The organism is Nonomuraea sp. NPDC049625, assembly GCF_040675285.1.
GTDB lineage: Bacteria > Actinomycetota > Actinomycetes > Streptosporangiales > Streptosporangiaceae > Nonomuraea > Nonomuraea angiospora_A.
On sequence record NZ_JBFAOQ010000004.1, the window covers coordinates 64,216 to 78,286 of the forward strand.

Consider the following 14,071-nt stretch of genomic DNA (forward strand, 5'->3'; position numbering starts at 1 on the left):
CGCCCGCCCGCCACGCCTCCGCCTCCGCCTCCGCCTCCAGAGGACAGGTGCCTATCCGACGCGTCCGTCATCGCAGCTGGGCCCAGGCCGTCTTGACCTCCTGCGTGGCCTGTTCAAGCCGGGTCTTGGGATCGGCGCCGTTCCGGATGTCGGCGAACGCCTTGGTCATTATGTCCTCGAACTGGATGTACCCCACCGACCTGGGCCGCGCGACCGCCGTGTTGTCGGCGTCGTACGTGAGGATCTCGCCGACCCCCTTGCTCTTGTCACCGCCCAGCGCGTCGAGGGTGGGGACGTACTTCTCGAAGGCGGCCCGGTTCGACGGGATGATCGTGGTGGCCTTCGTGGTCAGCAGGTTGCCCTCGGGGTCGAGCGAGGCGTACTCGAGGAACTTGCGCGCGAGCGGCTGGTTCTCCGAAGCCGGGTTGATGCCCCAGGACCACGAGCCGGTCGGCGTCACCTGCTTGCCGCCCTTGAAGTAGGGGTACGGCGCCACGCCCCAGTCGAGGTCCTTGGCCCCCGAGAAGACGCCCACGTCCCACGGGCCGCCCGCGAAGAAGGCCACCTTGCCCTCACTGAACAGCGGCGAGGTCTGGAACGAGCCGACCCCGCGCGGCGCCAGCTTGTTCGCGAACAGGTCGCGGTACCAGGTCATCGCCTTCACCCAGCCGTCGGTGGTCAGGTCGGGCGTCAGCATGTCGGGCCCGGTGATCCCGGAGCCGCCGCCGAGCGACTCGGCCAGGCTCTGCAGCTGGTAGTACTGCTCGATCTGCTCGGGGATGAACGCCCACTGGGCGCCACCCTCGGCCTGCGCCTTCTTGCCCGCCTCGATCGTCTGCTCCCACGTCCAGCGCTTGGCGGGGTCGCTCGGCGGCGGGGTGATCCCGGCCTTCTTCAGCAGGGTCTTGTTGTAGAAGAGGAACTGGTCGGAGGTCCAGATGGGGACGGACCAGAGCTTGCCGTTGTGCTCGTTGACCTCGTACTGGGCGGGCAGGGCCGCCTGCTTGACCCGGTCCTTCCAGTCGCTCAGATCGACCAGGAACCCCCGGGTGGCCAGCGCCGCGACGCGCGGCTGGTCGACGGTGTAGACGTCGATCGTGTCGTCCTTGGCGGCCAGCCGCTGCTGCAGCGTGCTGTTGAGCTGGTCGAAGGGGATCTGCGTGTACGCGACCTTCACGCCGGGGTTCTTGGCCTGGAACCCGTCGATGACCGGCTGGAACGTCTTGGGATCTTCGGGCCCGACGAACCGCAGCGTCGTCGACGCCGAATCTCCCCCGCCCCCGCCTCCTCCGGATCCGCACCCGGCCGCCAGCACGGCCAGGAGGCTCACCAGGGCCAGGCTCTTCTTCATGGCGTTGCTCCTTCAAGCCTTCCGGCCGCTGACCAGGTCAAGCGCCGACTCTACACGTGTCACATCCACGATGGCCGCCCAGCATGCCACGAACCCCCACGAACCGACAAGACCTCCCGCTCTTGACCGATCTTGTCGAGACGTCTACATATATATTCAAAGTCAACTATCCATTCGCTCTCAGAGAGGTGAATGTGAAGGCCCCGATCACCGCGCTCCTCACCGCAGCGCTCGCCTTATCCCCCATTCCCCCACCCTTCACCTCCCCGGGAACGACCCCCCTAGCCAGCGCCGAGACCGCATCCACCAGCAACACCTCAGCCACCACCGCCAGGACGACCACCAGCAGAGCCACAACCACCACCGCCAGGACGACCACCAGCAACACCTCACCCACCACCGCCAGGACAACCACCGGACACGCCCCCGTCCACCGTGACCGGCACCGCCGAGCCACAACCACCACCGGCGGGACGATCACCCGCACCAGAACCACAGCCACCCCCAACGGAGCGACCACCAGCGCCAGCACGACAGCCACCACCACCGCGGCAGCGGCCACCACCAACAGGGGCCCAGCCACCATCGACGGAGCCACGACCACCAGCAGCCGAGCCAACGCCGCCATCGACAAAGCGACGATTAGCGGAGCCACAGCCGCCATCGACAGAGCGACGACCAGCGGAGCCGCAGCCGCCATCGGGGCGGCAAGCGTCAACGGACCAACCACGACCGAGGCAGCGGGAACCCTCACGGAACCGACCGCGGCCGATCGGGCGGGGGCCCTCAGCGGACGGGATGTGCCCAATGCGGCGGGAACCCTCACAGAACCAACCGCGGCCGATGGGGCGGGGGCCCTCAGCGGAGGGGATGTGCCCAATGTGGCGGGAACCCTCGGCGGACCAGACACTGACGATGGAGCGGGGGTGCGATTTTCGGTGCCCGGGCGGGCGAGGGGGACCTGCGTGGACGCGCCGTTGAAGATCAGCTTCCCGGCACCCCCGACGCTGGGTTCCTCTGGCGCGATCGAGGTGCGCCGGGTCACCGACGGCGCGTTGGTCGATCGGGTCGAAGCCGCCGCGGCCAAGGCAGACAAGAAGAACATCGGCGCCGCCGTCTCCGACACGGGCCTGCCGCACGACTTCTCGTACGAATCGATCATGATCGACGGCAACACGGCCAACGTGTACCTGCACCGGCAGCTCGAGTACGGGCAGGAGTACTACGTCACCGTCGACCCCGAGGTGTTCGCGGGGTTCGGCGGGGTGCAGGAAGCCGGAAGGTGGGGCTTCAATACCCGGAAGCGGGGGGTTCAGAGCCGGCACCTGACGGTTTCCGGGACTGGGACCGGGGACTTCTGTACGGTACAGGGCGCCGTCGATGCCGTGCCGACCGGCAATCAGTCGCCTGTGACGATCGACGTACGGCCGGGTGTCTACACCGAGATCGTCTACGTACGCGAGGACCGGCCGCACATCACCGTGCGCGGGGCGGGCGCGGGCCGGACCGTGATCCAGTACGCCAACAACGATCTGCGCAATGGCGACGCCGCACTTCGCCAGGGCGGCCCCGCCGATGTGTGCCCGCGCCGCGTGCTGGAGACCTCGGACCTGCACAACTGCTGGCGGGCCATGTTCGGGGTGGACGCGGCGGACTTCCGGATTCAGAACCTCACACTTCACAACACGACCCCCGACGGCGGCTCGCAGGCGGAGGCGTTCCGGGGCAACAACGAGCGGATCGCACTCGAACGCGTGGACCTGCGCAGCCACCAGGACACCCTGCGCCTGCAGGGCAAGGGGTTCGTCACCGGCAGCCGGATCAGCGGCGACACCGACTTCGTGTGGGGCACCGGCACGGTGTTCATCCAGGACTCGGTGCTGGAGTCGACGGACGCCGGCTACATCTCGCAGAGCCGCAACGACGCGACCCGGCCGGGCTCGGTGTTCGTCCGCACCAAGCTGACGCGCGCCCCCGGCGTCCCGGACGGCTCGGTGGTGCTGAGCCGCAGCGCCGTGTGGCGGTTCACGCACAGCCAGGCTGTGTTCATCGACACCGAGATGGACGGCCACATCGCCCCTGTCGGCTGGGCCATCGACCCGAACGACTGCGCGCAGGCACAGACTCTCTCCTTCTGGGAGTACGGCAGCACCGACCTCACCACCGGCCGCGCCATCGACACCGCGCAACGGCTGCCCTGCTCCCGCCAGCTGACGACCGCCGAGGCGGAGAAGTGGAGCGACCCGTCGTTCGTCCTGGGCGGCTGGAACCCCCCGGCCACGCTGAGCCGGGCAGCGGCGCACCTCCGGCCACCGAACCAAGGCGATGCGCTCTCCTGGCGAAAGGACCGCCGCGGTACCTCTCCAGGCCACCGGACCGGAGCGGTGCACCCCGGCCACCGGACCAGGGCGGTGCGCCTCCTGGCCGCTAGACCAAGGCGGTGCACCTCCCGACCACCGAACCAAGGCGACACGCCTCCCAGAGAACGAGCCAGGGAGGTGCACCTCCCGGCCACCGGGCCAAGGCGGCGCATCCCGGCCATCGGATCGGGGCGGCGCATCCCGGCCATCGGATCGGGGCGATACGGCTCCGACCACTGAGCCAGGGCAGTGCGCCTCCCGGTAACCGGGTCGGGGTGGTGGCGGGTGCTGAGATCACGGGTTTGACGTAGTGGAAGGAATGGATGAGATGGACAAGTTGGCTAGTAGGCGTGCTCTGCTGGGCGGGGTGCTGGGTGGTATCGGGGCGGCCGTCGTCGCGGGGCCGGCCGAGGCGGCGAGTCGTACCGGTGCGGGGGCCGGGGTCGTGGGCCGCGCCGGGAGCGCAGCCGGGGTCGAGAGTGCGGCCGGGAGCGGGAGTGCGGCGGGGGTCGAGAGTGCGGCGGGAACGGGTGGGCTGGACGAGGGGGTGCGCGGGGGGAAGGGGGTGCCGCGGCCGGTGGCGCCGGTCAATCAGGAGGTGGCGGCCAGGTTCGGGCCCGAGTACAAGACGCTGCCGCCCGCCGTCGCAGGCGTCGACATCGAGCCGCTGATCGGAATCGCGTCGGCCGCCGACATCGCCGCCAAACGTAAGGGCATGATCGACTACATCTGGAAGGGCGCGGGGCAGCCGAAGACGCTCCCCACCGTCGAGACCGACGTGCCGGCTCCTGACTTCGCCTCCCTGACGGGTGTTCGCCGGATCGACCGGCTGACGGTCCCCCTGGGCTACCAGGTTTCGGCCAAGGTGTACGACATCGTCCCGCGCCGCGCCTGGAACCGGCGCCTCGCGCTCTACCACAACGGCCACGGCGAGCCGTTCGACACCATGCTCCGCACCGTCCAGGCCCTGCTCGACCGCGGTTATCGGGTGATGGCGTACGCGATGCCGTTCCAGCACTGGAACCAGCAGCAGATCGCCGACCCCAAGGACCCGGCGAAGCTGCTGCCGAACCCCTCCCACCGCGAGCTCCCGCCCTGGGAGAGCACCGAGTTCTCCGCCCTGACCTTCTTCCTCGAACCGCTCACGATCACCCTCAACTATGCGCAGGCCACGTACCGGCCGGCCTCCGTCGAGATGATCGGCCTGTCGGGCGGGGGCTGGGCGACGACGGTGTTCGCGGCGCTGGACCCGCGCGTCACCCGCAGCTATCCCACGGCCGGGTCGCTGCCGTTCTTCCTGCGTCCCGCCTCGCCGAAGCCGCGCCCCACGACCGGCGACTGGGAGCAGACCAAGGAGGCGCTGCCCGGCTTCTACGCCGCCACCTCCGACGACTTCCTCGACATGTACGTGCTGGCGTCCGTCGGTCCGGGGCGTGGGCAGGTGCAGATCCTCAACCGGTTCGACGAGTGCTGCTTCAACGGGGTCGGGCACCGCGTCTACCAGGCCCCGGTACGCGACCGGGTGGCGCTGCTCGCCGGCGGGCGGCCCGAGCACGGACGGTGGGATCTCCTTGAGGACGCCACGCACGACGACCACACCATCTCGCCGTTCGCGCTGTCCGTCATCCTCTGGGACCTTGACACCACAAATGTCACAACCTAATATCGGAATATAGATACGTACTTGAATAGATATTCAAGATAGATGGAAGGGTGTGCATGGCGGGCCGTACCTTTTCCCACCGGCGCAGAGTGATCGTCAACACCGACGCCAAAAACGAGGCGGACGACCAATTCGCCATCGTGCACGCCCTGCTCTCACCGAGCCTCGATATTCGCGGGCTGATCGCCGCGCATTTCGGCAATCGCCGCACCCGATCGAGCCTGGAGGAAAGCCGCGCGGAAATCGACCTGCTGCTGCGGTTGATGAAGCTCGACGGCACGGTCAGGGTCGAGGACGGCACCCCGTACGCGCTGCCCGACGTGGTCACCCCGGTCCCGTCGCCCGGCGCGGACCTGATCATCGAAGGGGCCATGCGGGACGTCCCCGAGCCGCTGTACGTGGCCTTCCTCGGCCCGCTGACCGACATGGCCTCGGCCCTGCTCCTGGAGCCGCGCATCGCCGAGCGGGACGTGACCGTGATCTGGATCGGCGGCAACGGGTACGACGGGCGCGGCGGCCTGCCCGCCCGGCCGGAGTTCAACCTGTCCAACGACATCGTGGCGGCCAATGTCGTGTTCTCCTCGGCGGTCAAGGTCTGGCAGGTCCCGGCGCCGACGTACCGGATGACGGCGGTCGGATACGCCGAGCTCGACGCGAAGGTGGCGCCGTACGGCGAGATCGGCGAGTACCTCGTGCGCCAGCTCGTCGAGTGGAACGAGCAGCACAGCGGGCCGTCGATCGAGTTCCGCGCGCTCGGCGATTCGCCCGCGATCGGGCTGATGCTCCATCCCGACTGCGGGACGTGGGTGGAGCGCCCCGCCCCGAACTTCCGCCACGACGGGTCGTACGACTTCTCCCTCGAAAATCGGGCGATCCGCACGTACGACTCGATCGACGCGCGGTTCATCTTCGAGGACTTCTTCGCGAAGCTGCAGGCCTTCGCCCGGCGGTAGGCGCGATGGTGGGAGGGAGGGGTGCGACGTGGGCTCGCTGACGTTCGGGGGCGGGGGCGGGGGCCGGAGTGGGGCGGTCGGGCAGCCTGCCGGCGGTCTGCGGCTCGGTCGGGGCTCGCCCGGCTCGCGACCCTGGGCCGGAGGAGTGGGCTGCACACGAAGCTGGGGTCGCTCGGCGGCCTCGGCGCGGCGCCGACCAGGTCGAACGGGCCGCGGTCCGATGGTGCTGAACCGACCACGTCGAACGGGCGGTGGGCCGATGGTGCTGAACCGACCACATCGAACGGGCGGTGGGCCGATGGTGCTGGAGCGGCGACGTCGAACGGGCGGTGGGTCGCGGGTGCCGGAGCGGCGACGTCGAACGGGTCCTGCGGTGGTGCCGAACCGGCGACGGTGGCCTGGGGGCGGGGGGACGGTGCTGCGGCAACCGGGCGGCGGGGCGACGGTGCTGGGGTGGCGTGGCTGGCGGATGGAGCGGGTGGGGGTGGCGGTGGCGCGGTCGGTGTACGGTCCCGTCGGGTGCTGTCCTGGGTGGCGGGTCGTGGCGCGTGCCACGTACCCGCGGCATCGTGGTGCGAGCGTGGCCGCGGGCTAGCAGAATGGCACTCGGCAGTGGCCCGGGCTCGCCACCGGACCAGCATGAGCGGCGGAGCCGAAGCGGAGGCCAGCGATCGTGGGAGCTGACAGTCAGTTCGAGAAGGGCCGCTCCGGCGGTGAGCCCATGAGGTTCAGCGGTCGCCGGCTCAGCCAGGAGTCGGAACGCATGCGGCTCCTGGTGCGGGTCGCCCGCCTCTACCACGAGCACGGGGTGCGCCAGCCGCAGATCGCGGCGCAGTTGCGCATCTCGCAGCCGCGGGTGTCGCGGCTGCTCAAGGAGGCCGCGGAGATCGGCATCGTACGCACGGTGGTCGTGGTGCCCAGCGGCGTGCACGCGTTACTGGAGGAGGACCTCGAGCGCAAGTACGGCGTGGAGCAGATCATCGTCGTGGACGCCACCGGCGACAACCACGACGTGGTGGCCGCGCTGGGCTCGGCCGGCGCCACGTACCTGGACGCCACCCTGATCGGCGGCGAGCACCTGGGCATCTCATCCTGGAGCGCCAGCCTGCTGGCCACGGTGGAGGCCATGCAGCGCCGTCCGGTGCAGGTGGCGGAGGAGGTCGTCCAGCTCATCGGCGGGGTGGGCAAGGGGTCCGCGCAGGTCCAGGCCACCCGTCTGGCCGCCCATCTGGCCGATCTCACGGGCGCCGAGCCCGTCTTCCTGCCCGCGCCCGGCCTGGTCGGGTCCGCGGCCGCCCGGCAGGCGCTTTCGGACGATCACGTCGTACGGCAGGTCGTGGATGCCTGGTCGCGGTTGACCACGGTGCTGGTGGGGATCGGGAGCCTGGATCCGTCGCCGCTGCTGCGTGACAGCGGCAACGCCATCTCGGAGGAGGACTTCGAGACGTTGCGGGAGTTGGGGGCGGTGGGTGACGTGTGCCTGCGCTTCTTCGACGCCGAGGGGCGGCTGATCGCGTCGCCGCTCGAGGAACGCATTCTTGGCATCTCGGCGGCTGATCTGCTGCGGGTGCCGCGGCGGATCGCCATCGCGGGGGGTCGCCGGAAGACGGCGGCCATTCGGGCGGCGTTGCGTGGGGGGTGGGTGAACACGCTCATCACGGATGTGGGTGTGGCTGAGCAACTCCTTAAGGACTGACCTTCGCCTGGTCAGGGGATGGTCTTGCTGGGGGCGGTCTTGCTGGGGGCGGTCTTGCTGGGGGTGGTCTTGCTGGGGGTGGTCTTGCTGGGGCCCAGTTGGGCGCGGCTGCCTGAGGGCCGGTGACGAACCGACTGGGCGCTGTGCCTCGTGCGCAGTGCCGCACCCGCGTGCCGGAGGAGCCGTAGGTCTTGCGCGGTGGAGGTCGCCTGGCTTGCATGCCGGAGGGGGCCGCCGGGGTTGCGTGCCGGAGGTGTGCCGGGCTTGGGCGGCGGGGGCCGTTCAGCTTTGTGCTGCAGGTCGCCAGGCTGGGCGGCGGAGATTGCCGGGCTTAGGGGCAGGAGGCCACCGGGTTTGGGTGGCGGGTCGGCGATCCCGCGTGACGGAGGCCGTCAGCGTGCGCGCCCAAAGGGCGTCGGGCTCGTGGGGGCGGACGGCGTCGGGCTCGTGAGGCCGGGGCGGGCCGGGCGGCTGGGGGCGGTGTGAGGTGGGTGGGCGGGTTCGGGTGGGCCCGTTGCGGGGGTTGACGCTGGATCTGGCGGGTTGGAAAGCGCTCTTGACAGTCACAACGGTGTCGTTCACGATGTGATGAATCCACTCCATTCATGGCTGAATAAAAATTCTCACTTAGCGACAGCGTGGTCCGGAGTCGTGCCGAAAGACGGCACAGCCCTGTCTATTCGGGGCAGAAAGCGAGCGTTTCGCATGAGCGAGGCCGAAGGCTTCGATCGCCAGCAATCAGAATTCAGTCGCCGGGATTTCGTGCGGTCCGCGGCGTTGGTTCCGCCCGCCGTGGCATGGGCGGGCACCTCCGGCGTGGCGGCACCGCCCAGCCCGAGCCCCACGCCCACCGTCGCGCCGAAGGTGAAGGCGAAGGGTGTGCCCGCCTTCCCCGGCGCCGAGGGGGCCGGGATGTACACCACCGGCGGCCGGGGCGGCGCCGTGTACGAGGTGACCACCCTCGACGACGACGGCCCCGGGTCCTTACGTGAGGCGGTGGCGAAGTCCGACGGGACGGTCGTCTTCCGGGTCTCCGGGAACATCAAGATCAAGGGCGGCCTCGACATCACCGGCTCGAACCTCACCATCGCCGGCCAGACCGCCCCCGGTCACGGCATCACCGTCATCGGCAACGAGACGCAGATCAAGGGCAGCAACATCATCCTGCGCCATCTGCGCTTCCGCGGCGGCGACGAACTCGGCACCGCCATCGACACCTTCGGCGCCCGTGGCGTGCGGGACATCATCATCGACCACTGCTCCTTCAGCTGGGGCGTGGACGAGTGCTTCTCCGTCTACGGCAACACCAACGTGACCGTCCAGTGGTGCATCATCTCCGAGGGCCTGGTGAACTCGGTGCACCCCAAGGGCCGGCACGGCATGGGCGGCCTGTGGGGCGGCGACACCATCACCTACCACCACAACCTGCTCATCCACGAGAACGGCCGCAACCCGCGCTTCAGCTTCACCGAGGGCATGAGCCTGGTGGTGGACCACCGCAACAACGTGATCTACAACCCCGGGATCACGACCTGCTACGGCGGCGAGTGGGCCAACGGCATCAACATCATCGGCAACTACTACAAGCCCGGCCCCAACACGCTGCCCCCGATCGCCAGGACGATCGTGGCCCCCGGCCGGTTCGGCGAGTGGCACGTCAGCGGCAACACGGTCGAGGGCCACGCCGACCTCACGGCCGACAACACGCTCGGCATCACCTACCCGACCGGCGGCATCACGCTGCGGCCCAGGCCGGTGGAGTTCGAGAACGGCATCACGGAGCAGCCCGCGCAGCAGGCGTTCGCGACGGTCCTGGAACAGGCCGGAGCCACCCTGCCGCGACGGGACGCCATCGACGCCAGGCTGATCAACGAGGCGCGCACCGGCACGGGGCGCCACATCAACTCCCAGAAGGACGTGGGCGGCTGGCTGCCGGCGCCGCCCGAGGTGCCCGCTCCCGCCGACAGCGACCACGACGGCATGCCGGACGAGTGGGAGACCGCCCAGGGGCTGAACCCGGAGAGCGCCGACGACGCCAAGACGGTGGACGGCAGCGGGTACACGAACCTGGAGCGCTACCTGAACTCCATCCAGCGAGCCGGGGCCCGCAACCCCGAGGTGGCGATCCTCTCCCCCAAGATCGACCAGGTGTTCGCGGCGGACACGGACCAGCAGTCCGTCGTCGTCCAGGCCGACGCCAAGGCCCTCGACGGCGCGTCCATCGCCAAGGTCGAGTTCTTCCACGGCGACAAGAAGATCGGCGAGGCCACCGCGGCGCCGTACCAGGCGACCTGGGCGGACGCGACCGACGGCACCTACTCCCTGACGGCGCGCGCGACCGACAGCACGGGGTCGGCGACCACCTCGTCGCTGGTGCCGATCCACGTCACCCGCACCATGACCCACAAGCCGTGGACGGCGAAGGACATCGGCGAGGTGGCCATCCCCGGGAGCACGGCGCTGAAGGACGGCGTGTTCACGCTGAAGGGCTCCGGGAAGATCGCGGGCTGGAAGGACTCCTTCCACTTCGCCTATCAGGCCGTCGGGTTCAGCCAGCGGGGCGAGGTCATCGAGATCACCGCGCGGGTGGACAGCATCAGCATGGGGCACGTCGACGCCGTCGCGGGCATCATGGTGCGTCAGGACCTCGCGCCGAACTCACCGTTCATGCTGGCCGGCATCGGTCTGTCCGCGAGCGGTGACGACGGTGCCGGCATGCGCGCCAAGGCCATCAGGGTCGCCTCGAACGGCAAGCAGCCCAGCGTCGGCATCTGGCCGGCCGCCGGCGAGGACCCGCTGAACCCGAAGAAGCCGTACTGGCTGCGCCTGGTCTGCCGGAGCCTGCTGACCGGGGACAACGAGTTCGAGGCCTTCCTGTCGTCCAACTCGCTGAACTGGGACCGCATCGGCTACGAGCGCATCGCGATGCGGACCGGCCGGTTCTACATCGGCCTCGCCGTCGACGGGAACCAGGAGGCGAACGCGGTCCACGCCTACACCACGGCCAGGTTCAGCCTGGTGAAGGTCAATCGTTAGAACTGGAGCACCCCCCATGACCCACCAACCGTTCACGAGGAGGAACCTCCTCCGCGGCGGCGGCCTTCTCCTGCTGACCACCGCCACTGGCTGCAGCTTCCTCGACACCAGCCCCGACACCGGCGGCGCCGTCCAGGCCGCCGACATGTCCGCCAAGGAGTCCCCGGCGCTGGCGCAGCTGGTCAAGAGCGGCAAGCTGCCGCCGCTGGAGCAGCGCCTGCCGAAGAACCCCCTCGTCGTCACGCCGCTGAAGGAACCGGGCAGGTACGGCGGCACCTGGGCCTCGGCCCTCGTCGGCGACGACGACATCGACTGGCTGACCAACACCCTCGGGTACGAGCCCCTGGTCAGGCTCAAGCCCGGCACGAACGGCCAGAAGGGCCCTGACGACATCGTGGCCAACGTGGCGGAGTTCGAGGTCAAGAACGGGGGCCGGGAATACGTCTTCCGCCTGCGCGAGGGCCTCAAGTGGTCGGACGGCCAGCCGTGCACCGCCGACGACCTGATGTTCGCCTTCGAGGACGTGGCCACGTACCACGACCTGCACACCACCGGCATCTACGACCTCTACCTGGAGAACGGCAGCACCACCGAGCGGGTGAAGGTCGAGAAGGTGGACGACCGGACCGTCCGCTACGTCTACAAGGAGCCGAAGGCGGGGTTGCTGTTCCAGATCGCGGTCGCGACGTTCGAGCGGCCCGGCCCGATCGGGTTCCTGCTGCCCAAGCACTACCTCAAGCAGTTCCACAAGAAGTACAACCCGGACGTCGACCAGCTGGCCAAGGACGAGCAGCTGGAGGACTGGACGCAGCTGTTCATGCAGAAGCAGGACCCGTGGCACAACGCCGACCAGCCCACGCTGCACGCCTGGAAGGTGAGCAGCCCGATCGGCAAGGGCACGGCGCTGGTGGCCGAGCGCAACCCGTACTACTGGAAGGTCGACCAGCAGGGGCGCCAGCTCCCGTACATCGACCGCTACCGGGCGGAGGTGCTGGGCGACGTCCAGGTCGAGCTGCTGAAGATCATGAACGGCGAGATCGGCATGCAGCTGCGCAACTTCAACACGCCGGAGAACAAGCCGCTGGTCTCCCAGAACGCCGCCAAGGGCAAGTACCGGCTGTTCGACGTGCCGAGCCGGCTCAGCAACACGATGATCATCCAGTTCAACCAGAACATCGCGGACGACGAGCTGCGCAAGCTGTTCCAGAACAGGGACTTCAGGATCGGGCTGTCGTACGCGATCAACCGCAAGGAGATCATCGATGGCGTGTACGCGGGCCAGGGCGAGCCGTGGCAGGCCGCGCCGTCCAAGCGGAACGTGGTCTATGACGAGGCGTTCGCCAAGCAGTACACCGAGTTCGACGCGGCGAAGGCGAACGAGCACCTCGACAAGGCCGGGCTGACCAAGAAGGACGCCGACGGCAAGCGTCTGGGCCCCGACGGCAAGCCGCTGATCGTCACGGTCATGGCCAGCACCGAGTTCCCGCACCACACCGAGGCGCTGGAGTTCGTCAAGAAGGGCTGGGAGGCGGTGGGGGTCGGGCTGCGGGTGGACCCGGTCGCGGGCACGCTGTTCACCGAGCGCACGATGGCGAACCAGCCGCAGGTTTCCACGTACACCTGCAGCGACTTCGACATCATCACGGGCACCGGCGGCGACCACTACTACGTGCCGAGCAACTCCGGCAGCGCCCGCTACGCCATCCGCTGGGCGCAGTGGTACGGCAGCAAGGGCAAGGCCGGCGACGAGCCGCCCAAGGAGGTGCGCGACCAGCTGGAGGCATTCACCACGATGCGCACCGAGCCCGACACCACCAAGGCGATCGAGTCCGCCAAGAAGGTGATCGAGATCGCGGCGCAGCAGTTCTACGCGATCGGGATCAGCACGTACCCGGACGAGTACGGCATCGTGTCGAACAGCTTCAAGAACGTGCCCGACTCGATGGCCGGCGCACCCACCACCCCCGGGCCGACCCAGCCCGAGCAGTACTCCCTCTGAGGAGCCGACGTGCTGGGATACTTCGGCCGCCGCCTGGTGTACGTGGTGGTGACGCTCTGGGCGATCTCGATCGTCACGTTCGTCATCATCAACCTGCCGCCGGGCGACTACGTCTCGACGCTCGTGGCCAACGCGCAGGCCGGCGGCGAGGGCCTCACCCCTGCGGAGATCACCAACCTCAGGCACCGGTACGGCCTCGACGACCCGCTCCTGCTGCAGTACTGGCGCTGGATCACGGCGATCCTCCTGCACGGCGATTTTGGTCAATCGTTTGCCTGGAACCAGGCGGTCTCCACGCTCATCGGCGAGCGGGTCGCGCTGTCGGCGGTGCTGTCGATCAGCTCGCTGCTCATGGTCTGGGCGATCGCGTTCCCGATCGGCATCTACAGCGCGGTCAAGCAGTACTCGTGGGGCGACTACGGCTTCTCGTTCCTGGGGTTCATCGGCATGGCGGTGCCGGAGTTCATGCTGGCGCTGGTCCTCATGTACGTCGGCTTCCGCTTCTTCGGCCAGAGCGTCGGCGGCCTGTTCTCCCCCGAGTTCCAGGACGCCGCCTGGAACCTGGGCAAGGTCCTCGACCTGCTCGGCCACCTGTGGGTGCCGATCGTGGTGATCGGCGTGTCGGGCACCGCCGGCATGATCCGGGTGACCCGGGCGAACCTGCTGGACGAGCTCTACCGCCCGTACGTGCACACGGCCAGGGCCAAGGGCCTGCCGGAGTGGAAGCTGCTGCTGAAGTATCCGGTGCGGATGTCGCTCAGCCCGTTCTTCAGCACGGTCGGCTGGCTGCTGCCCGGCCTGATCGGCGGGGAGACGATCGTGTCGGTGGTCATGAGCCTGCCGACCGGCGGCCCGCTGCTGCTCAACGGCGTCATGAACCAGGACATGTACCTGGTCGGCAGCTTCATCATGATCCTCAGCACGCTGACCGTGATCGGAACCGTGCTGAGCGACCTGGCGCTGGCGTGGTGGGACCCGCGAATCCGCAAACGGTACAAGAGAGAGTAGCGCCG

The 14,071-nt window shown here is 69.0% G+C and carries 9 protein-coding genes; 7 read left to right on the forward strand and 2 right to left on the reverse strand.

All coding sequences use genetic code 11. The annotated features are described in order from the left end of the window. Nucleotides 1-67: 67 nt before the first annotated feature. Together AB0J87_RS18800 and AB0J87_RS18805 are read right to left on the reverse strand one after the other, a co-directional pair. Complete coding sequence (locus AB0J87_RS18800; RefSeq protein WP_363966723.1) at nucleotides 68-1,351, reverse strand: sugar ABC transporter substrate-binding protein; 1,284 nt, start codon at nucleotides 1,349-1,351, stop codon at nucleotides 68-70. Nucleotides 1,352-1,517: 166 nt separating this feature from the next. Continuing rightward, nucleotides 1,518-2,069: a hypothetical protein gene (locus tag AB0J87_RS18805; RefSeq protein ID WP_363966725.1), complete on the reverse strand. Its 552-nt coding sequence runs from the start codon at nucleotides 2,067-2,069 to the stop codon at nucleotides 1,518-1,520. A 247-nt stretch (nucleotides 2,070-2,316) separates the two neighbouring features. On the opposite strand from AB0J87_RS18805, the gene AB0J87_RS18810 reads away from it, so the two are divergent. The 7 genes from AB0J87_RS18810 (at nucleotide 2,317) to AB0J87_RS18840 (ending at nucleotide 14,066) form a co-directional block, all read left to right on the forward strand. After that, nucleotides 2,317-3,951 (forward strand): pectinesterase family protein, encoded by a 1,635-nt coding sequence (locus AB0J87_RS18810; protein ID WP_363966727.1) that lies wholly within the window; start codon nucleotides 2,317-2,319, stop codon nucleotides 3,949-3,951. A gap of 88 nt (nucleotides 3,952-4,039) precedes the next feature. After that, nucleotides 4,040-5,374, forward strand: a complete 1,335-nt coding sequence (locus AB0J87_RS18815) for a hypothetical protein (protein WP_363966729.1) — start codon at nucleotides 4,040-4,042, stop codon at nucleotides 5,372-5,374. A 56-nt stretch (nucleotides 5,375-5,430) separates the two neighbouring features. After that, complete coding sequence (locus tag AB0J87_RS18820; RefSeq protein WP_363966731.1) at nucleotides 5,431-6,327, forward strand: nucleoside hydrolase; 897 nt, start codon at nucleotides 5,431-5,433, stop codon at nucleotides 6,325-6,327. A 673-nt stretch (nucleotides 6,328-7,000) separates the two neighbouring features. Beyond that, nucleotides 7,001-8,023, forward strand: coding sequence for a sugar-binding transcriptional regulator (locus AB0J87_RS18825; protein ID WP_363966733.1), 1,023 nt, complete (start codon nucleotides 7,001-7,003; stop codon nucleotides 8,021-8,023). Between the two features lie 792 nt (nucleotides 8,024-8,815). After that, nucleotides 8,816-11,059, forward strand: coding sequence for an Ig-like domain-containing protein (locus AB0J87_RS18830; RefSeq protein WP_363966735.1), 2,244 nt, complete (start codon nucleotides 8,816-8,818; stop codon nucleotides 11,057-11,059). A 16-nt stretch (nucleotides 11,060-11,075) separates the two neighbouring features. Beyond that, nucleotides 11,076-13,058: an ABC transporter substrate-binding protein gene (locus tag AB0J87_RS18835; RefSeq protein ID WP_363966737.1), complete on the forward strand. Its 1,983-nt coding sequence runs from the start codon at nucleotides 11,076-11,078 to the stop codon at nucleotides 13,056-13,058. A 9-nt stretch (nucleotides 13,059-13,067) separates the two neighbouring features. Next, the gene (locus AB0J87_RS18840; RefSeq protein WP_363966739.1) at nucleotides 13,068-14,066 is read left to right on the forward strand and encodes an ABC transporter permease; all 999 of its coding nucleotides are present in this window, start codon (nucleotides 13,068-13,070) and stop codon (nucleotides 14,064-14,066) included. Nucleotides 14,067-14,071 lie beyond the last annotated feature (5 nt).

Coding starts and splice junctions, on each gene's coding strand:
- AB0J87_RS18800 (WP_363966723.1), bottom strand. CDS start 1,351: ATGAAGAAGAGCCTGGCCCTGGTGAGCCTCCTGGCCGTGCTGGCGGCC.
- AB0J87_RS18815 (WP_363966729.1), top strand. CDS start 4,040: ATGGACAAGTTGGCTAGTAGGCGTGCTCTGCTGGGCGGGGTGCTGGGT.
- AB0J87_RS18820 (WP_363966731.1), top strand. CDS start 5,431: ATGGCGGGCCGTACCTTTTCCCACCGGCGCAGAGTGATCGTCAACACC.
- AB0J87_RS18835 (WP_363966737.1), top strand. CDS start 11,076: ATGACCCACCAACCGTTCACGAGGAGGAACCTCCTCCGCGGCGGCGGC.